Origin of the sequence: Mycolicibacterium confluentis (genome assembly GCF_010729895.1) — a bacterium.
Lineage (GTDB): Bacteria > Actinomycetota > Actinomycetes > Mycobacteriales > Mycobacteriaceae > Mycobacterium > Mycobacterium confluentis.
Genome location: NZ_AP022612.1, coordinates 2,435,609 through 2,456,826, shown reverse-complemented (window position 1 = coordinate 2,456,826; position 21,218 = coordinate 2,435,609). Strand labels below are relative to the sequence as shown.

Below are 21,218 nucleotides of genomic sequence, written 5' to 3'. Positions count from 1 at the left end.
GCGCGTTCACGCGGTCCCACCGCCCGACTGCGACGGGGTCAGTAGATGGGAACGTCGACATCCACCCACGGTCGCTTCGCCGCACTGTGGTCCTGGGTGGAGTGGAACTCGGATTTCGCCTCGAGTTCGGCCAGCAGCGTCTTTCGCGGCACCTCGGTGCGACTCTGTGGGGTGCCGTGTTTGCCGGCCAGCGTCGAGACCACGGAGATCAATCGCCGGGGATCTCGCCCGTTGGTGCTGCGGTGCTCGAAGTGATTCCACAGTGTCTTGGGAGTGGCGTTCAGGCTGCCGTGGTGGCCGACCTTGTAGAGGTGGGTGTCGGCCAGTTCGGCGCGAATGGCCTCGCTGTTGGGGGCGTCGAACAGTGCGTAGGACCAGTTTTCGATCTGAGCGTCACCGGGGAACAGAAGCCGGGTGCCCGCGATCTGTATCAGCAGGATGACGCTGGTGTTGTTGAGCACTCCGTCCATCACCCGCAGCAGCGACATCATGCCGCTGACGTAGGCACGGTTGATCCGGGGCACCAGCCATTCGGCTTCTTTCGGCAGGTCCACGACCGCATCCGGGAAGAGCGGCGCCACAACGGCGTTCAGGTCCAGTCCGGAGGCGTCACCGGTTGCCGCGGCCATACCCCAGGCGCCGGCCAGATGCCAGAATTCATCGGCATCGGTGCGGGCCTGACGGGCGATCGATGGCGCCTGCGCCAGGGTGGGTGGCCCGAGGACGCTGATCTTGACGCCGGGGATCAGCGTCGGGTCGGTGAGGTCGTCACCGAACTTCGTGTAGATCGCGTCGCGTGCACCCATCTTCATCAGCCGGGTGACGGCCGCCTTGTTCTTCAGGTTGGTCTCACCGAGGAACGCCAGCTTGTCGGCCACCACCGCGGGAAAATCGTTGCCCTGCTTGAGCCGACGCCCTTCGGCGCGCGCGCCCGCCGCGAAGGAGTGCATCTCGTTCATCGTGGCGGCCAGCATGGCGTCGCGTGTCCGGGTGCCCCGCGGAGCGGTGGCGTTGGTCGCCAGATCCGGGGCCTCCGTCCAGGGCTGCACGACGACCCCGGGGCGCAGTGCCTCGATGATGTCGCCGGACGGTCCGGAGCCGAACCCGCTGATGTGGTCGGCGTGCCGGTGGGTGGCCACCACCATGTCCAGGTGTCCATCGGTCTGGGTCCTGATGTCGGCGGCGACATCGGCCATCCGGCTCGGAGGGGCGCTGCGCGGCATCTGGGTGCTGCCGAAGTCGATCAGAATGCTGCGGCGATCATTGTCGGTGTAGGTCAAAGTCAGCAGGAGGCAGTCACCGAATCCGACGTTGTAGGCCCGCAACCGGGCCGAGGCGACCTCGGTCATGTCCACGCCTCCTCGGACGAGCGCAGCTGGCGGCGTGCCTCATCGGCGGACTCTGCGCTTGCGAACAGAGTGCGTTCCAAGTGGAAGGAGGCCAGCTGCGAGGAGCGGTTGGCGCCGTCGAGGTAACCGCGTTCCCACATGTAGTCCAGGCGATGCTGCCACTTCTCGATATCGCGCTCGTGGGCGTCGCGGCTCAGCACTCGGTTGGACACCTCGAACTTCAGGTCCCCGTACTCATCGAGAATCAACGTGGAGCCGCCCTCAAGTGCCACAGTCTGGTCTGCTCCCATCCCCGGCGGCGGCCGAAGGTGGTAGGTCTGCAGTTCCTCACCCGTGAGCCGCAGGTACTGGGTGCATTCGACGACCGTCTCGTGGATCTGGGCGCCGTCATCGGGGGAGATGCGCAGGCAGGGCCGCACGCTGGCGACCCGGGTGTAGGCCTCGGGGTTGAGGTTCAGCACGTCGCGGTTGTTCCAGATGTGGCGGAACATCTCAGTGGGATCGGTCTGCAGCGCACCCAGGTGTACCCCGGAGCGCTGCAACTTCTTCGCCGGTGGCCGCCACAGCCCAGTACGTGTCGTGGAAGCCGGGGTGATCCCGTAGTCGGCCATCGCGGTGCGCAGATGACGCCGCAGTTCGTATCGGCTGTCGTCGGTGCGCACCTCGGCGTCGGCGGTGAGAAGGGCCGACAGCAGATCCCCGAAGCTGATGTGGATCGGTGGCGTGTAGTCGATGGCCCGGATCACCATCGACAGGAGGGTCGCGGCGATGTCGGCGCCCTGCTCGGCTGCCATCGCTATGCTCACCAAACCGTGATCGCCCACGGCCATCCGCTCGATTCGGGCGACCCAGGCCGCGAGGAAGCCGCGCATCGCGCCGGCAACGAACACCTCGCCGCGCCTGTGCTCCTCTTCGAATTCCGGGTCTGCCAGGATCCGTTTGGACGGAGGGATGGCAATCGAGCGACGAAGTGCGTTGACCCGCGCATCGCCGGCGTTGGCCCGCATCTGTTCGGCCAGGCCGAACAGCGCACTGCCAGCGAGATTGTCCCAGGACAGTGCTGATCGGGCGACGAAACCTTCGGGCACTTCGGGCGCCGTCGACGGTGGCGAGGACGAGTCGACGATGGGCGTCAGGAGGTGGCAGACGAGTTCGGGCAGGGAGTAGACCGAGAGCAGAGCGACAATATCGGCGAACGCCTCATGCAGAGCGGCCTGGTCAGCCGAAGAGGGCGCCATGAACTTGTCGCGAAGCCCGTCGAGAAGTGCGTGAGCGGTTTCGTGGGCCACCACGTCGTGTGACAGACACAGGTACACCGGATCCTCGCCACGCACGTAGCCGAGCACGATCGCCTCGAGATCCGGCGAATAGTAGGCGTTGGCCACTTCGAAGGCGTGCGGCACCACCTTGATCTGATGACCGTGGATGCCCCAGGGAATGCGCCTGCCGAGTGCGGACTCGAAACGCAACAGCGTGCGCATCACGATGGCGTACGCATTGACGGCGTGGAAGTTCGGGTCGTCGAGCAGGTCGGCGCTGAACGTGGGCGCGGTGGTGAGGTCCTCGGGAGGCTGTGCGGGCCGGTACATGGCGCGGGCGGAAGCGTCGTAGTCGATCACGTAGACCGCGCATCCCATCGGGCCGTCGATCAGGTCCTCCCAGGGCAGGCTGACCTGCGCGGTGACGACCTTGCCGTCCGGCCCCCGCACGCTGGGGTCCTGCGCGATGATCCGCAGTGCGCGGCGGGTCCCGAATTTCGATGCTGGACGTGCTTGACGCGTTCGCGCACGGGGGCCGGTGCTTTCGGAGATTTCCTGTGCACGAGCTCCGTTGGCAGTGAGCTGTTCGGCCATCGCCACCCTCAACCCGCCAGTTGCGCTGACCGAGCCGCCAGCGTAGAGCCCACCGCCGTGGTGCGCGGCTGTCTCAGTGCTGTCGAAGCGCGATGCGTACTCGTTTCGACGCTGCACCTGATCCGCACCGGGATGCCTCCCACCACGGCGGTGTGCCCGTGTTCCCACTGTGCGCCCGTAGGTGCGGGAGCACATGAGTAGCCGACTACCCGTCCTGTCGCTGCCCTGCTCGGCGCAATCTCGATCAGCGAGATGCCGGTGTAGCCGCTCGCGGCGAGCTGATCGCTGAACGCGTTCATGATCTGCGTGCGGGTGTCGACGCTGCCAGTCATCGGACCTCCAGGGGTGTGGGGGGCTGTGTAGCGCTGGCAGGTGTGAACAGGACGGCGATGGACAGGGGAGGAGCAGGTCGGCCGAAGTTGGAACCTACCCGGAATTGATTCGAGTGTCCGATACTGTAGTTTCGGTCATCCGAAACCATTGGACGAAGTGACGACCCTTCGGAGGCGACAGGTGAGATTGGGCGGTTGGCGGTGCAGGACCGGGAAGGCCACGGCCATGGCCATCATCGGTGTCGCGGCGACGTTGACGGCCTGTTCCTCTGGCAGCGGCGCGGGCGACGCAGAGCGACCGACGGTGTTGACGACGTTCACCGTGTTGGCCGACATCGCCTCCCACGTCGCGGGGGAGCACCTGAGGGTGGAGTCGATCACCAAGCCGGGGGCGGAGATTCATGGCTACGAACCGACACCCGGAGACATCAGGAAGGCCGCCGGCGCTGATCTGATCCTCGACAACGGCCTGAACCTCGAGGCCTGGTTCGGTCGGTTCGTGGAGGGCCTCGATGTACCCCATGTGGTGGTCAGTGACGGGGTGCAACCCTTGGACATCACCGGAGACGCCTACGCCGGTCTGCCGAACCCACACGCCTGGATGTCACCGCTGAACGTCCAGATCTACGCCGACAACATGGCGGAGGCCTTCGCCGAACTCGACCCCGAGCATGCCCAGGACTATCGCGACAACGCCACGGCCTACCGCGCCCAGATCCGGCAGGTCCACGACGAGCTCGTCGCCGCATTGGAAGACCTGCCGGCCTCGCAGCGTGCCCTGGTGACCTGTGAGGGGGCGTTCTCCTATCTGGCGCGTGATGCCGGGTTGACCGAGAAGTACATCTGGCCCGTCAACGCCGAGCAACAGGCCACGCCACAGCAGATCGCCTCGACCATCGAATTCGTCAAAGCCCATGACGTACCCGCCGTGTTCTGTGAGTCCACGGTCTCTGATGCACCGATGCAGCGCGTCGCCGAAGCCACCGGAGCCCGCTTTGGCGGGGTGCTGTTCGTCGACTCGCTCTCCGAGGCTGACGGACCGGTGCCGACTTACCTCGACCTGATCCGCCACGACGCCGGAACCATCGCGGCGGCGCTGACCGCCGACCACACATCGTGACGACTGTCCCGGCGCTGCAGGTCGATTCGGTCACCGTGCAGTACGGACCCGTGCTCGCCCTGCAGGATGTTTCGTTGGCACTGCACCCCGGCCGGGTCTGCGGACTGGTCGGAATGAACGGGTCGGGGAAATCCACCCTGTTCAAGGCGGTGATGGGATTGTTGCGCACCCACTGTGGCACGGTGCGCATTCACGGGGCGGATCCCGCGCACGCGCGCCGAGCCGGGCGCGTCGGCTACATGCCGCAGAGCGAAGCCATCGACTGGGGATTCCCGCTGTCGGTCCGCGACGTGGTCCTCACCGGCCGTTACGGCCATATGGGGCCTGCCCGGCGGGCCCGCCGCTGCGACCACCGAGCGGTCGACAACGCGCTGGAGCGCGTCGAACTCGTCGATCAGCAGCACCGCCAGATCGGGCAGCTCTCCGGCGGGCAGCGCAAGCGCGCGTTCCTGGCGCGGTGCATCGCCCAGGGTGCCGACCTGCTGCTGCTCGACGAACCCTTCGCCGGCGTCGACAAGCGCAGCGAGGCCACGATCAGCGGCCTGCTGCGTGATCTGGCGGGCGGCGGCACGACGATCCTCGTCTCCACTCACGACCTGCGCGCGCTGCCCGAACTCGCCGACGAGGCGATTCTGCTGATGCGCACGGTGCTGCTGCACGACAGCCCCGAGACCGTGCTGCAACCGCGTAATCTGGCCCGCGCCTTCGGCCTCGACATTCTCGACGACACTCCAGGACCGCGGTGAACCTCGTCGAGTTCCTCGTCGAACCGCTGCGGCTGGAGTTCATGGTCCGCGCGATCGCCATCACCGTCATCGCGTCAGTGGTGTGCGCCACCCTGTCCTGCTGGCTGGTGCTCATCGGCTGGTCGCTGATGGGCGACGCGGTCTCGCACGCCGTGCTGCCCGGCGTCGTACTCGCCCACATAGCCGGAGCCCCATTCGCCCTGGGCGCCATCCTGTTCGGGTTCGCCGCCGTCGCGCTCGTCGGCGTCGTCCGCGACACCGGACCGACCAAGGAGGACGCCGCGATCGGCGTCGTCTTCACTACGCTGTTCGCGCTCGGTCTGGTCCTGATCTCGGTCACGCCCAGCCATGTCGACCTGCACCACATCATCTTCGGCAGCGTCCTCGGCGTCTCTCGCTCGGACCTGACCCAAGTCGCCGTCCTCGGGATCGTCACCTTGGCAGTCCTGGTCTACAAACGTCGCGACTTCACGCTCTACGCCTTCGATCCCAACCACGCGCACGCCCTCGGACTCAACCCGAGACTCCTCGGCGCTGCTCTGCTCGGCCTGCTCGCATTGACCGCCGTCGTAGCACTGCAAGCCGTCGGCGTCGTCCTCGTCGTCGCCCTGCTCATCACTCCCGGTGCCACCGCCCACCTGCTGACCAACCGCTTCGGTCGGATGCTGCTGATCGCACCTACGCTGGCGGCCGCGTGCGCGTTGATCGGCCTCTATGCCAGCTACCACCTCGACACCGCGTCCGGGCCCATGGTGGTCCTCGCGAACGGGGCGGCGTTCACCCTGGCCTACCTGTTCAGGCTCGGGCACACGCGAGGCACGACGCGGCGGAATCCCACATCACCACGGAGGCTGCGATCGCGTGCCCGCGCGGGCTGATGACACGGCCGCATCACCCGACTCCAGCACAGAAGCCGGGATCGCGCCCGGAGGCGGGTCGGCGCCAGCGGTCCTGACCAGCGCAGCTGGCCCCACGAAACACGACCACTACAGTGTCCGGCATGACTCAACAGCTCGGCGCCACCCATCCAGACCTGGTCACCGTCGAGGTTCCGACGCACTGGTACAACCTGGCGGCCGAGCTTGACCAGCCGATCCCGCCGCACCTGCATCCCGGCACCAGGGAACCGGTCGGGCCAGATGACCTCGCGCCGCTGTTCGCCAGCGGGCTGATCGCGCAGGAGGCGTCCACCGAGACCTACATCGAGATCCCGGAGACGGTGCGGGACATCTACGCGATGTGGCGCCCGTCCCCGTTGATCCGCGCCCGACGCTTCGAACAGGCCCTGAACACCGGAGCGCGCATCTACGTCAAGTACGAAGGTGTCAGCCCGGTGGGCAGCCACAAGACCAACTCCGCGGTCGCGCAGGCCTACTACAACCACATCGACGGCGTGCGGAAGCTGACCACCGAGACCGGCGCCGGGCAGTGGGGCAGTGCGCTGTCGTTCGCCGGCGCACAGTTCGGCCTGGACGTCGAGGTGTGGCAGGTCCGCGCCTCGTACGAGTCCAAGCCGTATCGCGGTCACCTCATCCGGACCTACGGCGGCACGGTGCATTCGAGCCCGTCGACGCTCACGCAGGCCGGGCGCGCGATCCTCGCCAAGGATCCGAACACCACCGGCAGCCTCGGTATGGCAGTCAGCGAGGCGGTCGAGGTTGCCGCGTCCGAACCGGACACCCGGTATGCGCTGGGCAGCGTGCTGAACCACGTGGTGCTGCACCAGACCGTCATCGGCCAGGAGGCCGTCGCGCAGCTGGCGCTTGTCGAATCCGACGGCGCCGATGTTGTCTTCGGTTGCGCCGGAGGAGGTTCCAATCTTGCCGGGCTGTCCTTCCCGTTCCTGCGGGAGAAGATCCACGGGCGGTCGAACCCACGGATCGTGGCCGCCGAGCCGTCCGCGTGCCCGTCGATCACCGAGGGCGAATACCGCTACGATCACGGCGACGTGGCGGGGCTGACCCCGCTGCTCAAGATGCACACCCTCGGCATGGAGTTCGTGCCCGACCCGATCCACGCCGGCGGGCTGCGCTACCACGGGATGGCGCCGGCGCTCAGCCACACCGTTGAGCTCGGTCTGGTTGAGGGGGTGGCGATCTCGCAGCGCGACGCCTTTGCCGCGGGTGTGCAGTTCGCACGGTCCCAGGGCATCGTGCCCGCCCCGGAGGCGACGCACGCCATCGCGGCTGCGGCCAGGCACGTCGCCGACGATCCGCGGGAGCAGGTCGTGGTCATCGGACTGTCCGGGCACGGCCAGCTCGATCTGCCGGCCTACGCGGAGTACCTCGACGGGAATCTTCAGTGAGCCGCTGACAGGCCGTGGGCGACCGGCCGATCAGGGTCATCGCCTCTCGCGCGACGACACACCCGACGGCAGCATCGAATCGACCGGCGGCGGTCCGTCGAAACTCACTATGCCAGTGGAGAATTGATCACCACGTTAGTCGTGTACGTTTCGTCACTGTGACGTTATGGGGACATTGAGCCCATCCACAGGGGAGGGACGCCGGCGCACACCTGAGAACACCAGCCCGAGTCGGATGAATCCGCGGGGGTCACACCCCATCGCCATCCCCGGCGCCCGGCGGTCGGACACCGGCGGCTGCCAAACTCCCGCAGGCCGAAGTTCCACGGGGGCACGCTGCCGCCACAGCCCAAACCTGCTGCACCACAGTATGTTACGTCACAGTGACGGAACTGGGTGGCGCAGGCGTGCATCGCCCGACGGGGCGCTGAGACCACTCGGCGGCACGCAAGCTGCACCACAAAGGTGTCAGTGACCCGACGGCCGCCGGCGCCCACGCAGTCCACGCATACACCGCGTACGGCGAGCAATCACCGGGGCAAGCTGGTCAGACGCGCGGAACTGCGGCCACCGAGTGGATGACAGTGGCCGACGGTGCCCGGTATGGACATTGCGACATAGACCGCCGAGGCCCTTTCGCATCACGACCCCAGGTCACCAAAGTACCGATAAGCCACATTATGTCAAGTAAACCATTGCAGGATGTTCTGCTGCCCAACGCTTTTCGATACGGCCGGCCCAGCCGAGTAGCCGCTTCCCCTACTGGTGATGAGGATGGGTGACCGGCCGGAGCTCAAGCCGCGGGATTCCTGCGAAGTCGGTTGGATTACATGTATAGAGCGGCAACCCATGCGCGATCGCGCTCGCCGCGATGAGCGCGTCATACGCGCGCGCCGCTGGCTTGCGTCCCGATGCGCGCAGTGCCGCCGCCACGGCGCCAAACGCCCGCGCACAATCACCATCGAATGGAAGAACATCAAAGTCCGCCTCGGCCTGCTGCAGGTGCTGCTGACGGGCGCTGCGCTCGGCATCGTCGCGCGCTACATGCGGTCCTACGGAAAGTTCGGCCAGCGTTATCGCGCTAATCACCGATTCATCGGGAAGCTCGGTTGGGTCGGATATCTGGCCGAGGAGGATCACCGTGGAGGTGTCCAGCATTCCCTGGGGCGAATCTTCTGTCACAGCGACGGGTCCATCAGGTCGTCGATATCGCGCCGGAGCGCATTTGGGTTTACCTGCGGCAGGTTCTTGCGGCGACGAATGAGTTCGGCCGGTCCGGCGCTGGACCGAGGAAGGGGGCGGAGTTCGGCCACCGGCGCGCCGTCGCGAGTAACGACGATGCGCTCGCCATGCTCGACGCGACGCAGAACTTCTCCCCCGTTGTTCCGAAGATCGCGCACCGTGACCGTATCCATATACCCAGTGTATCACCGGTGATACAGCCGTAGCGACACTTACTTGCGCGCGAAGATGCAGAAGGCGAATACGCAGGGTGACCAGCAATGCATTGCCGCATTGCCCTACTGCCCAACGGCTCTCGTTGAGCTGCCACAGATGTGCCGCGCCCGGAACGAACCACGGCGATCCGGCTTAGGCCGGCGCGTGCTGACCGGCCTAATCGTGGCCTCGGCGGGCGGCGTCGTCTATGAGGGCAAGCAGGCTCTCGGTGAGTTCTTCGGCCGTGGTCTGCCATTTGTCGGTGCGCAGAAGGCCGCTCATTTCCAGGCCCGCGGCACCATGTACACCAGTCAGGAGCATGGCGGCGTAGCGCTCAGCGTCCTCATGGTCGGCAATGCCGACGACGATGCCGCGGAACTCGTCACACATCCGTTGCGCGGCCAGGGACACGGCAGACGCGTCCCCATCCCCCTCGGGCGGGCGGAACATCAGGCGATACAGGTGAGGCTGTTGTCGGCTGAGGGTGACGACCGTAGTCAGCGCCTTCCGCACCTTCTCGAGGGGCGAAAGCCCGGGATCGGCGTTCAACTCACGCATCTCATCTTCGAGACGGCTCCAGCCGTCGGCGGCCACCGCGGTGAGTAGACCCTCTTTGTCGGCGAAGTGCCGATACGGAGCACCCCGACTCACGCCCGCGCGGGCACCGACCTCGCGCAACGTAACCGCATCGAGACCCCCGCCGTCCAGCAGCTGGGCGGCCTGATCGATCAGGGCGCGGCGGGTAGCGGCAGCCGATTCCTTGCGGTTCATAGCCCGGCCAGTTTAGTTGACAACGTCAACTTATACCGTATGGTCGAAAGGATGACGTTGTCAACTGAAAATAGGTTGGTCGTAATCACCGGCGCTTCAACCGGTATCGGCGCGGCCACTGCCCGAGAGTTGGCGCAACGAGGGTTTCATGTGCTCGCCGGGGTCCGGCGGGAACGCGACGCCGACGTCATCCGAAGGCCGAATATCGAACCTCTGATTCTCGACATCACCAACCCTGAACACATCCGCGCGCTCGCCGAGAGGGTGCGCGAGGACCCGCAAGGTCGGGCTCTTCGGGCGGTGGTGAACAACGCTGCTGTGCAGGCCAACGTTCCGGTCGAAGCCTTCGCCATTGACCAGTGGCGAGACATGTTCGAAGTCAACCTCTTCGGCCACGTCGCGGTGATCCAAGCCCTGCTGCAGTCGCTGATCGACAGCAGGGGGCGGGTGGTCAACATCAGCTCGGTGGGAGGAAAGATCGCGATGGCCACCTACGGTCCGTACGCGGGCACAAAGTTCGCGCTCGAAGCCGTGAGCGACTCTCTGCGCCGCGAGGTCGCCCCCCATGGGGTCCAGGTGGTCGTGATCGAACCTGGCGCTGTGCGCACAGAGATGCTCGGCAGAGCCATCGCCAGCGCCCACGATCCGCTCGCGGCAATGACGTCCGAGCAGCGTCGCCGATATGGCGGGCTGGTTCAGGCGGTGAATGCTCAAGCCGAAGCGTCAACCAGGTCTGGACTACCCGCCGAGGCCGCGGCCGCGGTGATCGCCAAAGCAATCACCGCCCGTAAGCCACGCACGCGGTACACCGTGGGCCGCGAAGCGGCGCTGCTCTCGGTGACACGACTGCTGCCCGACCGGCTCCTCGACCGCATCTTCGCGGCCGCTCTGCGACCGTACATGCCGAAAGAAGAACACAACCGGCCCGGCTCACCGCACGGTCCATTCGGCCGCTCGATCCGACCGCCAGCGCGCGGCGGCCTGACCAACCGAAGCGACCCGACTACTCGGGAGGCCTCACCGGGGTGGACACTATGACGTGGCCCTTTCTGCAACAGTGTTCAAAGTCGAACTCAGCGTGTCCGATGTCGATCACGGTTACTACGCTGATCACGCACTGACCCTCGCCCGTCATCCCAGTGAGACCGATGAGCGGATGGTGGTGCGGTTGTTGGCGTTTGGGTTGCGCGCACACCGGCTCAGCGAAGTCGACGGTGAGTTGACGTTCGGGGCGGGCCTGTCGACCCCCGGCGTACCGGACTTGGGTCTCGCGGACTACACGGGCCGGATCCTGGAGTGGATCATCGTTGGCCAGCCCGATGAGCGAGCCTTGGGCAAAGCGGTCAGCCAGGCCGACCAGGTGCTGCTGTTCCCATTCGCCGCCGGCGTGGCCACCTGGTGGCGCACCGTGGGACCCAAAGTGGCGAGGCTGCCCAATCTGTCCGTGGTCCAGATACCGCACGCAGCGGTGCAGGAACTGGCCCAGAATGTCGATCGACGGGTCTCGGCACAGGTCATGGTGATGGAAGGTCAGGTGACGATGACGGTCGGTGGTGTCGACGTCACCTTCACGCCCGAGCCGTTGGAGTGAACGTCGGAGCCCGAGGCGGTTGATTCCGGCAGCCGCCCAAGCCTTTTCCACGCGCAGCCGCAGAACGGCAGTCGCTTCCTGTCCGACGGCAAGGTGCATCCGTTCGCGCCGTAGGCTCACCGCATGCACAACGTGACTCTGGCCAGCGCCTCGGCAACGGCGACGCTGACGGTGGGGCTGGCGGCCTATGCAGCGTTGATCCTTGCCGGCATCGCGGTGGCGATCCACGGTGCCCGCCGGCACCGACGACGCCAGGCGATCGCCGCCACGGTGATGGTTGGGGTGCTGACCCTGGTCGGGCTGGTTATCGCGATTGTCAGCAGCGTCGTGTGAATCCTCACAACGCGGTGAACGTGAACAGCGGACGGTTGGTGTGGCGATCAGGTCAGCAGTCAGCACCTCTCCCCTGTCACAGTCCACCTGATTCAGCAGATGCCTCACCCGAGCCGCCGAGTACGCCATCGCGATAGATCCGCGTCCAGCACCGCAGGATCGCGTTCGGGAAACACCTCGCCGGTGATCTCCAGGTGCCGGATGCGCTCGAGGTGAAATCCGCGGATGCCTTGGCGCAGCCGACACCACCCCACGAACATCCACGAATCACCCCCGCGCAGCAGGCCCATCGCCTCCACGTCACGGGTGGTGTGGGTCTCGCCATCCTCGCCGGTGTAGTCCAACCGCAGGACACGGCGCGCGGCGATCGCCTCCGGTATCAGCGAGATCGCCGCTTCCGACGGCGAGTCGGCGTCGATGACGAACATCGACGCCAACGCCTCATCGACCGGCGCGAGCTGATCCTCGCGGCTGATCGCCAGCACCTTCGCCCGCGCCCGACGCGCCGCCGCACCATAGGGCGAGTTCTCCAGCAGACCAAGTCCCGCCAGCACCGCCAGCGACTCCGGCACCGTGAGATTCAGCGGTGGCAGGGAATGTTCCCGCAGTATCGAATACCCGCCGGACACCCCGTGGTCGGCATAGATCGGGACGCCCGCCAGCTGGAGCGACTGGATGTCCCGCTCGATCGTGCGCTTGGACACCTCGAACTCCTCGGAGAGCCGAGCGGCCGACAACGGCCGGCGTGCTCCCCGCAGCAGATCCACCAGGGCGTACAACCGCTCGGCTCTCCTCATGAAAGCAAGTCTCCCGGTCTCAGGTTTGGTGCGGGCGCGTCCCGTTCACTGACCACACCTCGCGGATCAGCCCATCCTCGGTGAAGTCGAAGACATCGATCCCGCCCGCAACAACCTCCCCGGCGTGCAGGTTCCACAGCATCCGCCCGTGCGCGCCGTCCACGGACCGCGCGACCTCGGTGAACACCACATCGGGATGCCGCTGCCGGTACCGATCCAGGAACCAAGCGAAACTCTCCGCGCCGAGCACGTCGTCGCCCGGGTTCGACCCATCCGCCTCGGAGATCAGGAAGTGAATCCGGAAATCCTCACTGCAGATTCGACGCGCGATCTCACTGTCGGCGTTCCACATCTCCAGCCACACCGCGAGCGCCGCATCCGCAGCAGCCCAGTTCGTATGCACCATGTTCACGTTCTCGTTCATGACGCCAGCATCAGACACGGCTGCGACAACGGTATGTCGGTGTTTGAGTGCAAAGCCAGGGCACGACACAACGCTGAGAGTTCGCCGCATCGGGCCCCACACCCCAACCCGTTCTCGGCCGCTGGCGCCCGATGCCACCGACGACGCTCATTCGCGCTGCACATCCTGACGACCACTTCTATACTGCAACCGCCGGACGCTCGGAACCCTAACGCGCAGAATGGGAATGCCATGCCGCACACACCGTCCTCCTCGGCACTGCCACCACCGATCGCTCCCCATCTCGAACCCGAAGCGCAGGCCCTCGCGGACGCGACCTCTCCACACCCGCGAATCTACGAGGTCCCGCCGCAACAGGGGCGCTCGATCCTCGCCGAGTTGCAGACCGATGCGAGCGTCCCGCGGCCCGACGTCGACGAGGAATGGGTGGACATCGATGCCGGCGAGTGGGGCACTGTCCGTACTCGCATCATCCGGCCGCGCGGAACCAGCGGCCCACTGCCCGTGCTGATCTATATCCACGGCGCGGGATGGGTCTTCGGCGACGACGTGACCCACGACCGGCTCTTCCGTGAACTGACCGTGGGAGCGGGCGCGATCGGCGTGTTCCCGCTGTACGACCGCGCACCCGAGCATCAGTTCCCCAGCCAGATCGAACAGAACTATGCCGTGGGCCAGTGGATCGTGCAGAACGGTTCGGATCACGGCATGGACACGAGTCGCATTGCCGTCAGCGGCGATTCGGTCGGCGGGTGTATGTCCGCAGTCTTCGCCCTGATGAACAAGGACCGCGGCGGCATCGACCTGAGAGCCCAGGCGCTGCTGTAACCGGTCACCAACGCCGACTTCGACACTCCCTCCTACCTTCAGTTCGCCGAGGGGTACTACCTGACCCGCGAGGGCATGCAGTGGTTCTGGGACGCCTACACCTCGGATCCGGCGCAGCGCACGCAGAAGTACGCGGCACCGCTGCAGGCGAGCATCGATGAGCTCGAGGGCCTTCCGCCCACGCTCGTCATCACCGACGAAGCCGACGTGCTGCGGGACGAGGGCGAGCAGTTTGCGAACAAGCTCAGGGAAGCCGGGAACGACGTCACCTCGGTCCGGGTTGCGGGCATGGTGCACGACTTCCTCATGCTCGACAGTCTCCGAAACACCAAGGCGGCCAACGTCGCCCGCAAGCTGACGATCGACTTCCTGCGTGAGGCTCTGAGCAGCGGTTGAGCCGCTGCGAGACGCTGGGATCAGCGCGCCTCGCCGCGGACACCCTGCCCGCCGTTATGGGTTGGCGCGCAGCACTATCCACCGGACTCCCCCGGCGTGTCCGTCACCGGCGGGTGGGTGGTGGATCGTCGAAGGGGTCGTAGGTGCCCGTCAGCTTCCACTGTTCGACCGCGGAGTGCGGCGCCCCGTGCCATCGCACTCGGCCGGCGACTTCGGCGGCCGGGCGTGCCCAGTCCGTGAGATGTCCGGTGCGCACCTCTTCGGCATCGATCGGCTCCCACAGGTATGGGTGCAGAACCCTGACACCGAACAGGATCAGATTGTGGGTACCGGGCAGCGCTGCCGACGGCACCACCATCGCCTCTGCTCCCCCGCCACGGACAGCATCAGCCAATGCCTGTGTCGGTGCGTAGTCGGCACCGACGAGTTGGTCGGCGCTGAGTCCATAAGCCGCACAGTCATCGAAGTCCACCGCGGTCACCGCGTCGATATCGATGACCGCGGTCCACAGGTTGAGCCGCACCTGGTCGGGATCACCGAGTGGGCCGACGTGGTGGCGCAGCATCTCCGCGGCCGGCCCCAGCGGATGCAGACTCAGATACTGAACGGTGTCCTGCTCCGCCCGGTGAAAACGTCCGTCGCGGGAGCTCGGGAATGCCCACCATGGTGTGTCATACGCGGCGTGCCGGTATGCGGTGAATCTCATGCAGCCATCGCACGCGCGGACCTGGCGAGGCGAAGCACCTCCGGGTACCGGAGTGGATCATCGAGCAGTTTGATCGGCGGCAGACCCAGCGCCGGGTGGTCGCGCTGAAACCACGCGAGCACCCCGTGTCCGGTGAACGTGTGACGCAGCTGGTTGACGATCCGCCCCACGGCACGGACGCGTCCGGCATCGTCGGCCGACGGCTCGGAACCTCCTTCGGACAGCCACCGCTGCAGTTGGCGCACCGACACACCGAGAAGATCAGCCACATCCTTCTGCGGGACGCCGAGCGTCTGCACTGTGCCGGCCAGAACTTCGCCGACGGGCACCTCAGCGGAATAGGGACGATCGTCGGTGATATCGCGCAGCGCCTGCCGGAACTGTTCGAGCGCGATACGGACGGCGCGCCGCCGCTGCGCGGGGTCTTCGTCCCGCAGCGCCTTCTCGGCGCGATAGGCCGCCTTCCACAGCGCGGCGGTGAGATACGGGTCCGCCTCCTGTTGGACGTGGGCCGCGTCCAGGGCAACACCGACACCGTCGATGACGCTGGCCACGTCGTCGGGGACGGTCCTCGACCGCTGCAGCAGTTTGGTCGCAGCGTCGACCTCGGCCAGCAGTTCCCGCAGGTCCACCACCGTCGTCGTCAACATGTCGCCATTCTACGACGGATTTACGACAGAGGCGGCCGCCTTCGGGCTGAGGGTGACCCCATGACGCCCTGACGCGCTACGGGAAGGTGACCACCACCTTGTCGGCCGCTCCCGGAGTGCTGGCCAGCTGCAGCGCACGCTCGACCTCATCGAACGGGACGGTGTGGCTGACGATCAACGCGTATTTCTCCCAGTTCGCGACGAGATCCTCGGTGACTTCGAAGATCTCATCGGGATAGCCCATGGATCCGACGATGGTGATCTCATTGCTCATGATGTTGACGAGATCGACGGGCACCTGCTCCTTGTGGACGGCGACGATGCCCAGGGTCGCACGCCTTTTCGCCGCCGACAGCGCGGTGGTCACAACGGCGGGTACACCGGCCGCATCCAAGTAGATGTCAGTCCCCGGCTTGCCGGGAAACATCGCTTCGCCCTCACCGTGCAGATCGATCAGGCGCTGGACGACGTCTTCTTCCGCGGAGTTGATGACGGCATCGGCCCCGATCTGCAGAGCCTTGTCCAGCCGTCCCGGGAGAATGTCGACCACAGCCACATGGCTGGCGCCGAGGGACTTGAACGCCAAGGCCGCTCCCAACCCCACCGGGCCGGCTCCGAACACCACGACCTTGTCCCCCGGCTTCGGACTGCATTGGTTGGCACCATGCCTGGCCACCGCCATCGGTTCGTTGAGTGCGGCGACTTCCCAGGGAATGTGATCGGGAATGACCTCCAGAGACACCCCGCGGACCGCGTTCTCGATCAACAGGAAGTCGGCCAACGCACCGGCGGCTCCCCCGTTGCCGATGATTCCGCTCGGTGCGGCCATCGGGTTGATGACCACGTGGTCACCCACGCTGACACCGGTCACCGCCGCACCGACCTGCACCACTTCCCCGGCGGGTTCATGGCCGAGGGGTGTACATCCCTGGCGCGGCGATATTCCACCGATGGTGATGTAGAAGGCGTCTGAGCCGCAGATTCCGCAGGCGCGCATCCGCACCAGGACGTCTGCCGGTCCCGGCTGCGGCCGGTCGACGTCGAGCAGTTCGGTCGTGCCGGGACCGGTGACCGTCGAAACCTTCACGTTCTGATCCTTCCGGAGTGGGTGCGTGCTGTCACCATCACGTACCGAGCATCACCAGACCGCCGTCGACGGCGATCAGCTGACCCGTGATGAACCGGGCGCCGGGGCTGCTGAGAAACACCAGAACCGGGCCGATGTCGCGAAGTGGGTCGCCCAGGGCGCCTCCGAGTGGAATCGACTGTTGCAGTTGTTGCTCCAGGAACGGCACGGCCTCGGGACCGAGGAACTCGCGCAGCCGCTCCGCGCCGGGGGTGTCCACGGCGGGCGCCAGCGCATTGACGGTGATCTGCTCGGAGGCCCATGCCCTGGCCGCCGAGCGCGTCCAGGCCGCCACAGCCGCCTTGGCGGCGGCGTAACCGGCGGCCAGTGGGCTGCCCATCACGGCTTCTGCCGAGCCGAAGTTGATGATCTGCCCGCCCCCGGAGCTCTTCATGAGCCGGTACGCCGCCTGGTTGGTCAACACCGTCGAGGTGAAGTTGGTGGCCAGCACCGCATCCAGATCGGCCAGGTCGATCTGGCCGGGAATGCCCGGCTTCCAGGCACCGGCAGCGTGAATGAGGACATCGATTCCGCCCCAACGGTTCTCAGCGGTGGCAAACAGCTGCGCGACACTTTCCGGATCGGTGACATCGCACGACACCCATTCCCCACCGGCCTCGACCGGCGGGGACTGGTGGAAGGTGGCCAAGACCTGCGCGCCCGCCGCCGTCAGGGCACTCACCGCGGCAGCACCGATACCGGTGGCCGCGCCGGTCACCACGACGCGGCGACCCTCCAATGCGTCGGCCATGATCAGCCCCGACGCATCGCCATCAGGAATCCCGGCCAATCCGGGAACAGCGCCCGGTCGACGATCTCGATCCGCGCCCCGGCGGGATCGATGTAGTAGGCGAACTGAGAGAGTTCGTCACCGCTGGGTCGGGCTTCCAACCGAAAGCCCGAGGATTCCAGTTGAGCGGCGGCCGACGCGAGATCGTCCACCCAGTATCCGAGGTGATGGGCCGCCTGTCCCGGTGCGGCGGTCCACACCGACCCGGGCACCGCTTGGACCAGTTCCAGATGCGGGGCCTGCACCGAATAGACGAAGGTGAACGGCACATCCATCTCGCTCCCGTCGGCGGTCACCGACAGGGTGGCCTGCACCGGCTGGGTCCATTCATATCCGGCGGCCGCGGTCAGCCGCGCCGCGGCTGCCTCCACATCGTCGACGATCAGTCCGACGTGATAGAGATCGTCCGGATTCACTGTGCGCCCTCCAGTTCGATGTCGAATGCCTCGAGATAGTCGGCGAAGATCGGGGCCAGCTCCTCCACGGTGAGGCCGTACTCGTCGAGCGTGTAGGCGTTCTTGCCGTACCGGTCCTGGGGGTGATCGGCCAGCCAGTTCTGCATGCTCGCTTCGGTGTCCGCGTCGAGTGGATCGCCGGTCCACTCGTAGATGCGGTGCATGACGCCCATCGGGTCGGCCATCATCTCGTGGTAGTACATATCGAAGAACCGATCGTCACCGATCCGCGCGCGAGTCCGCAGGGGGCGCGTGACGTGTTGGCTCATCTGTTCTTTGAGGTTGGTCGCCCAGTCGACCTCGGCGTGAGCTTCGGGGTGCAGGACCATGCTCTTGGGAAGTTTCAGCAGATTGCCCAACGATCCGGTGGCCCTGTACGGATCACGGTGGGCCCAGATGAACCGGGCGTCGGGGAACACCTGCAGCAGGGCGTCGATGTGCACCGAATGCGACGGCATCTTCAGGCTCCAGGTGCCGGGCGCCTTCGATTGCAGCACTTGCAGGTAACGCTTCTGGTACTCGTAGGTGCTGGTCATGTCAGCCTCGTTGAGCAGCCACCGGGCGTAGCGCGGGGTGAACAGGAAGGCGTCCCAGGACAGCCCCTTGAAATCTTGGTTGTGGATGAACATGCATTCGGTGGGTCCGTCCGCGTCCTCCCAGTGTGGCAGCGACATATTGGCCGCCTTGACCATCTCCAGGATCTGCCGCTGTTGTTCGAGTTGGGCCAGACAGCGCGGGTCGGTGCGCAACGCATCTGCGGTGGGTGGCGGTACCGGGGTCATGCACTCCCAGTGCAGCAGGGAGCGCCGGTGGGGATCCTGATCGAGGAGGTAGCTGATCACCGTGGTCCCGGTACGGGGCATACCGATGGTGAAGATCGGTCGCTGCACGGGAGTGTCGAGAACCTCGGGATGGTGCTGGATGTAGTCGTGGATCTGCAGCCGGCGCTCCAGCGCCTTGGCCGCGTCGTCGATGATTCGTTCTCGACCAGCCGCGGTGAAGGCTGGAGAGGAGTTGAGTTCGTCGAGCATGATGGCGAGGCCTTCACGCCAGGAATCGGAGTCGATGTCGACCAGGCCGCAGCGTTGTGCGGCCAGCTTGAGAACGTCGTCGGGTGTGCGTACTTCGTCGAATTCACTCATGGCACAGTCTCTTTCAGACGGTCAGGTAGCCGCCGTCAACGGCGATCGTGGTTCCGGTGATGTAGCGGGCGGCATTGCTGGACAAGAACAGCACCGCCGGGGAGACCTCGTCGGACATACCCATCCGGTTCATCGGGATATGCCGCAACTCGGAGTCGAGCATCTCCGGGATGTCGAGTACCGGGTGCGTCAACCGGGTGTCGATCAGTCCGGGTGCCACGGCGTTGACCCGGATCCCGTCATCGACCCAACGGCGCGCGAGGTTCTTCGTGAACGCCACCATCCCTGCCTTGGACGAGCTGTAGGCAGGAACGTTGACCGCCGAGACGAACGCCGACATCGACACCGTGGTGACCACACTGGCGCCACCCGGCACTGTGCTGGCCTTCAACAGCTCGTGGCAGGCGAGGGTGAGTCGCACATGGGCGAACAGGTTGACCTCCACCGATCCGGCATAGCCGTCGGCGTCCCACTCGTCGGCATGGCCGGCGTACGGGCCACCGGCGTTGTTGACCAGCACGTCGAGATTCCCCAGGGAGGCCGCGAGTTCGTCGATGGCAGCCTTGTCCGACATCTGGCACTGCCGGAACTGCAACCCGGTCAGGTCGACCTCGGGATAGTCAGCGGCCGACGCCCTGGTCCCGGTGACCGTGACGCTGGCCCCGGCACGGGCGAAGTCGCGGGCAACGGCGTGACCGATGCCGCTGGTCCCACCGGTCACCAGCACATGACAGCCGGTGAAGTCGTAGGAGACGTCGTTCGTGATCGCAGTCATTCAGTCTTTCCTCAAGTCGTTGATCGATTTTGTGAGCCAAGCCTTTTCCCAGAAGTTCTCGGTGCCCTCGAGCAGCGCCTCGTGCGCCTCCACGGCCGCAGCGCGCGCCCCGGAGTGTGTCGGCTCGACGGCCAGCACCAGATCGGTCAGGTGGATCGCCCGCACGGGGCGGCCGGCGTCGAGCTGGGTGCGCGCCGCCGCCACCAGCGAATCCGCTCCGGCGGCCCCGACCACATCGGGTGCGACGGATTCGGTTGGCTCGCCGTACAACTCGGTGGTCGACTTGTGCCGGAACCATCCGGTGTACATCTCCCAGATCGCCCGCACGTTCCAGGAGGTCTTGCCGTAGCCCTCGCCGATATCGAGGTGCTCGGGAACCTTCACCTCTCTCATGGCGGTGTGCAGATCGGCTCCGGAGTTCATCAGTTCGACGGTGCGGTCGTGTACGGCCTGCATGGCATCACGCATCGCCGTCACCTCTTCGGTGATCAGATCGGCTCCGACGACCGGGTCGAAGTGCCCGGTGATCAGCTTTTCGGGTCGGTAGTCCAGCACCGTGTTCAAGGATTCGATGTAGAGAATCGGATCGCGATAGCGGTCGCCGCGGATGGTCATCAGATTCGGCACGTGCCCGAACAGCGGTCCGAACAGATTGCCGGTGAAGAGGATTCGATCCTCGGGAAGCCACATGACCAGCGCGTCCGTGGTCTCACCGCCGGGCGTCCAGGCCAGTTCGAAGCGTCGACCGCCCACGTCGAACCGGTGCTCACGGTCGAAGGTGGTGGTGGGCTCGGGGAAGGAGAAGTCGATGGATGCCGCATCGACGGTCTTCAGATGTTCGATGACGGCGTCGGAGAACGTCTGGAAGGCGAACGACGTCTTGGGCACCCGATAGCCCATCAACTGGGCATTGTCTTCGCGCCAGTAGCGGTAGTTGCGATGCATCACCACATCGGTCTCGGGATCACGCAGCGCGTTGACGGCTCCCCAGTGGTCGGCATGCCCCTGGGTGACGACGATGCTTCGGGTGGGCCCGCCGATCCCCGCGAACGCCTTCTTGCGCAGGTGCCCCTCGAACACCAATCCGGCGTTGACGATCACCCGCCCGGCGTCGGTGCCGACCGCGTAGGCGTTGGAAACCCCGGGCGACATCCAGATGTCGTCGCCGAGCGGAATCGCCGTTGTGTCAGTTGCGGATTCGAGGTCATCGGCGCCGGGCCGTCGGCGATGAATGCCGGCCATCACTACCTCCTCTATGTTTATAGAGGCTGATCCTCTAGACCCATAGAGGT

The 21,218-nt window shown here is 66.0% G+C and carries 22 protein-coding genes and 1 pseudogene; 8 read left to right on the top strand and 15 right to left on the bottom strand.

Going from position 1 to position 21,218, the window contains the following annotated elements; all coding sequences use genetic code 11:
- Positions 1-38 precede the first annotated feature (38 nt).
- Together G6N34_RS11395 and G6N34_RS11390 are read right to left on the bottom strand one after the other, a co-directional pair.
- Entirely contained in the window at positions 39-1,349 is a 1,311-nt protein-coding gene (locus G6N34_RS11395) for a ComEC/Rec2 family competence protein (protein ID WP_133057732.1), read from the bottom strand.
- The gene (locus tag G6N34_RS11390) at positions 1,346-3,058 is read right to left on the bottom strand and encodes a gluzincin family metallopeptidase (RefSeq protein WP_163645370.1); all 1,713 of its coding nucleotides are present in this window, start codon (positions 3,056-3,058) and stop codon (positions 1,346-1,348) included. The genes G6N34_RS11395 and G6N34_RS11390 overlap by 4 nt, the downstream gene beginning before the upstream one ends.
- A gap of 702 nt (positions 3,059-3,760) precedes the next feature.
- Between G6N34_RS11390 and G6N34_RS11385 the strand changes: the two genes are divergently transcribed.
- The 4 genes from G6N34_RS11385 (at position 3,761) to G6N34_RS11370 (ending at position 7,705) form a co-directional block, all read left to right on the top strand.
- The gene (locus tag G6N34_RS11385) at positions 3,761-4,654 is read left to right on the top strand and encodes a metal ABC transporter substrate-binding protein (RefSeq protein WP_085151037.1); all 894 of its coding nucleotides are present in this window, start codon (positions 3,761-3,763) and stop codon (positions 4,652-4,654) included.
- The gene (locus tag G6N34_RS11380; RefSeq protein ID WP_179965744.1) at positions 4,651-5,400 is read left to right on the top strand and encodes a metal ABC transporter ATP-binding protein; all 750 of its coding nucleotides are present in this window, start codon (positions 4,651-4,653) and stop codon (positions 5,398-5,400) included. The genes G6N34_RS11385 and G6N34_RS11380 overlap by 4 nt, the downstream gene beginning before the upstream one ends.
- Positions 5,397-6,278, top strand: a complete 882-nt coding sequence (locus G6N34_RS11375) for a metal ABC transporter permease (RefSeq protein WP_085151035.1) — start codon at positions 5,397-5,399, stop codon at positions 6,276-6,278. Before G6N34_RS11380 ends, G6N34_RS11375 begins: the two co-directional genes overlap by 4 nt.
- A 122-nt stretch (positions 6,279-6,400) precedes the next feature.
- Positions 6,401-7,705 carry a TrpB-like pyridoxal phosphate-dependent enzyme gene (locus tag G6N34_RS11370; RefSeq protein WP_085151034.1) on the top strand — a complete coding sequence of 435 codons (1,305 nt, stop codon included), beginning with the start codon at positions 6,401-6,403 and terminating at the stop codon, positions 7,703-7,705.
- Positions 7,706-8,464: 759 nt separating this feature from the next.
- Here G6N34_RS11370 and G6N34_RS11365 read toward each other — a convergent pair.
- The 3 genes from G6N34_RS11365 to G6N34_RS11355 all read right to left on the bottom strand — a co-directional run bounded on the left by G6N34_RS11365 (position 8,465) and on the right by G6N34_RS11355 (position 9,913).
- Positions 8,465-8,887: a type II toxin-antitoxin system VapC family toxin gene (locus G6N34_RS11365; protein WP_234812828.1), complete on the bottom strand. Its 423-nt coding sequence runs from the start codon at positions 8,885-8,887 to the stop codon at positions 8,465-8,467.
- Positions 8,884-9,120 carry a type II toxin-antitoxin system Phd/YefM family antitoxin gene (locus tag G6N34_RS11360; protein ID WP_085151032.1) on the bottom strand — a complete coding sequence of 79 codons (237 nt, stop codon included), beginning with the start codon at positions 9,118-9,120 and terminating at the stop codon, positions 8,884-8,886. The genes G6N34_RS11365 and G6N34_RS11360 overlap by 4 nt, the downstream gene beginning before the upstream one ends.
- Before the next feature lie 199 nt (positions 9,121-9,319).
- Entirely contained in the window at positions 9,320-9,913 is a 594-nt protein-coding gene (locus G6N34_RS11355) for a TetR/AcrR family transcriptional regulator (protein WP_085151031.1), read from the bottom strand.
- Between the two features lie 51 nt (positions 9,914-9,964).
- Here G6N34_RS11355 and G6N34_RS11350 point away from each other — a divergent pair, with 51 nt between their 5' ends.
- From G6N34_RS11350 to G6N34_RS11340, 3 genes are all read left to right on the top strand, one after another.
- The gene (locus tag G6N34_RS11350) at positions 9,965-10,951 is read left to right on the top strand and encodes an SDR family NAD(P)-dependent oxidoreductase (RefSeq protein WP_085151030.1); all 987 of its coding nucleotides are present in this window, start codon (positions 9,965-9,967) and stop codon (positions 10,949-10,951) included.
- Between the two features lies 1 nt (position 10,952).
- Positions 10,953-11,504, top strand: coding sequence for a YaeQ family protein (locus G6N34_RS11345; protein ID WP_085151029.1), 552 nt, complete (start codon positions 10,953-10,955; stop codon positions 11,502-11,504).
- Between the two features lie 123 nt (positions 11,505-11,627).
- Complete coding sequence (locus G6N34_RS11340; protein WP_085151028.1) at positions 11,628-11,837, top strand: hypothetical protein; 210 nt, start codon at positions 11,628-11,630, stop codon at positions 11,835-11,837.
- A gap of 104 nt (positions 11,838-11,941) precedes the next feature.
- Here G6N34_RS11340 and G6N34_RS11335 read toward each other — a convergent pair whose 3' ends face one another.
- Positions 11,942-12,634 carry a helix-turn-helix transcriptional regulator gene (locus G6N34_RS11335; RefSeq protein ID WP_085151027.1) on the bottom strand — a complete coding sequence of 231 codons (693 nt, stop codon included), beginning with the start codon at positions 12,632-12,634 and terminating at the stop codon, positions 11,942-11,944.
- A 19-nt stretch (positions 12,635-12,653) separates the two neighbouring features.
- A complete protein-coding gene (locus G6N34_RS11330; protein WP_085151026.1) occupies positions 12,654-13,058 on the bottom strand; it encodes a nuclear transport factor 2 family protein in 405 nt (134 codons plus the stop codon).
- A 231-nt stretch (positions 13,059-13,289) separates the two neighbouring features.
- On the opposite strand from G6N34_RS11330, the pseudogene G6N34_RS11325 reads away from it, so the two are divergent.
- Positions 13,290-14,282, top strand: a pseudogene (locus G6N34_RS11325) (alpha/beta hydrolase).
- A 103-nt stretch (positions 14,283-14,385) separates the two neighbouring features.
- Here G6N34_RS11325 and G6N34_RS11320 read toward each other — a convergent pair.
- From G6N34_RS11320 to G6N34_RS11285, 8 genes are all read right to left on the bottom strand, one after another.
- Positions 14,386-14,988: an RES family NAD+ phosphorylase gene (locus G6N34_RS11320; RefSeq protein WP_085151025.1), complete on the bottom strand. Its 603-nt coding sequence runs from the start codon at positions 14,986-14,988 to the stop codon at positions 14,386-14,388.
- A complete protein-coding gene (locus G6N34_RS11315) occupies positions 14,985-15,638 on the bottom strand; it encodes a hypothetical protein (protein ID WP_085151024.1) in 654 nt (217 codons plus the stop codon). Before G6N34_RS11315 ends, G6N34_RS11320 begins: the two co-directional genes overlap by 4 nt.
- Positions 15,639-15,714: 76 nt before the next feature.
- On the bottom strand, positions 15,715-16,725 hold the full coding sequence (locus tag G6N34_RS11310; protein WP_085151023.1) for a zinc-dependent alcohol dehydrogenase: 1,011 nt from the start codon (positions 16,723-16,725) through the stop codon (positions 15,715-15,717).
- 37 nt (positions 16,726-16,762) lie between these two features.
- A complete protein-coding gene (locus tag G6N34_RS11305; RefSeq protein WP_085151022.1) occupies positions 16,763-17,515 on the bottom strand; it encodes an SDR family NAD(P)-dependent oxidoreductase in 753 nt (250 codons plus the stop codon).
- A 2-nt stretch (positions 17,516-17,517) separates the two neighbouring features.
- On the bottom strand, positions 17,518-17,970 hold the full coding sequence (locus tag G6N34_RS11300; RefSeq protein ID WP_085151021.1) for a VOC family protein: 453 nt from the start codon (positions 17,968-17,970) through the stop codon (positions 17,518-17,520).
- Positions 17,967-19,151 (bottom strand): sulfotransferase family protein, encoded by a 1,185-nt coding sequence (locus tag G6N34_RS11295; RefSeq protein WP_085151020.1) that lies wholly within the window; start codon positions 19,149-19,151, stop codon positions 17,967-17,969. Before G6N34_RS11295 ends, G6N34_RS11300 begins: the two co-directional genes overlap by 4 nt.
- A gap of 13 nt (positions 19,152-19,164) precedes the next feature.
- The gene (locus G6N34_RS11290; RefSeq protein ID WP_085151019.1) at positions 19,165-19,926 is read right to left on the bottom strand and encodes an SDR family NAD(P)-dependent oxidoreductase; all 762 of its coding nucleotides are present in this window, start codon (positions 19,924-19,926) and stop codon (positions 19,165-19,167) included.
- Positions 19,927-21,168 carry an alkyl sulfatase dimerization domain-containing protein gene (locus tag G6N34_RS11285; RefSeq protein ID WP_085151018.1) on the bottom strand — a complete coding sequence of 414 codons (1,242 nt, stop codon included), beginning with the start codon at positions 21,166-21,168 and terminating at the stop codon, positions 19,927-19,929. It abuts the gene before it with no gap.
- Positions 21,169-21,218: the final 50 nt, after the last annotated feature.

Bases quoted from the DNA above. Each gene is read 5' to 3' on its own strand.
- G6N34_RS11335 (WP_085151027.1), bottom strand. From the start codon at position 12,634: ATGAGGAGAGCCGAGCGGTTGTACGCCCTGGTGGATCTGCTGCGGGGA.
- G6N34_RS11385 (WP_085151037.1), top strand. From the start codon at position 3,761: ATGGCCATCATCGGTGTCGCGGCGACGTTGACGGCCTGTTCCTCTGGC.
- G6N34_RS11360 (WP_085151032.1), bottom strand. From the start codon at position 9,120: ATGGATACGGTCACGGTGCGCGATCTTCGGAACAACGGGGGAGAAGTT.
- G6N34_RS11330 (WP_085151026.1), bottom strand. From the start codon at position 13,058: ATGAACGAGAACGTGAACATGGTGCATACGAACTGGGCTGCTGCGGAT.
- G6N34_RS11315 (WP_085151024.1), bottom strand. From the start codon at position 15,638: ATGTTGACGACGACGGTGGTGGACCTGCGGGAACTGCTGGCCGAGGTC.
- G6N34_RS11290 (WP_085151019.1), bottom strand. From the start codon at position 19,926: ATGACTGCGATCACGAACGACGTCTCCTACGACTTCACCGGCTGTCAT.
- G6N34_RS11295 (WP_085151020.1), bottom strand. From the start codon at position 19,151: ATGAGTGAATTCGACGAAGTACGCACACCCGACGACGTTCTCAAGCTG.
- G6N34_RS11305 (WP_085151022.1), bottom strand. From the start codon at position 17,515: ATGGCCGACGCATTGGAGGGTCGCCGCGTCGTGGTGACCGGCGCGGCC.
- G6N34_RS11320 (WP_085151025.1), bottom strand. From the start codon at position 14,988: ATGAGATTCACCGCATACCGGCACGCCGCGTATGACACACCATGGTGG.
- G6N34_RS11350 (WP_085151030.1), top strand. From the start codon at position 9,965: ATGACGTTGTCAACTGAAAATAGGTTGGTCGTAATCACCGGCGCTTCA.
- G6N34_RS11370 (WP_085151034.1), top strand. From the start codon at position 6,401: ATGACTCAACAGCTCGGCGCCACCCATCCAGACCTGGTCACCGTCGAG.
- G6N34_RS11340 (WP_085151028.1), top strand. From the start codon at position 11,628: ATGCACAACGTGACTCTGGCCAGCGCCTCGGCAACGGCGACGCTGACG.
- G6N34_RS11355 (WP_085151031.1), bottom strand. From the start codon at position 9,913: ATGAACCGCAAGGAATCGGCTGCCGCTACCCGCCGCGCCCTGATCGAT.
- G6N34_RS11285 (WP_085151018.1), bottom strand. From the start codon at position 21,168: ATGGCCGGCATTCATCGCCGACGGCCCGGCGCCGATGACCTCGAATCC.
- G6N34_RS11395 (WP_133057732.1), bottom strand. From the start codon at position 1,349: ATGACCGAGGTCGCCTCGGCCCGGTTGCGGGCCTACAACGTCGGATTC.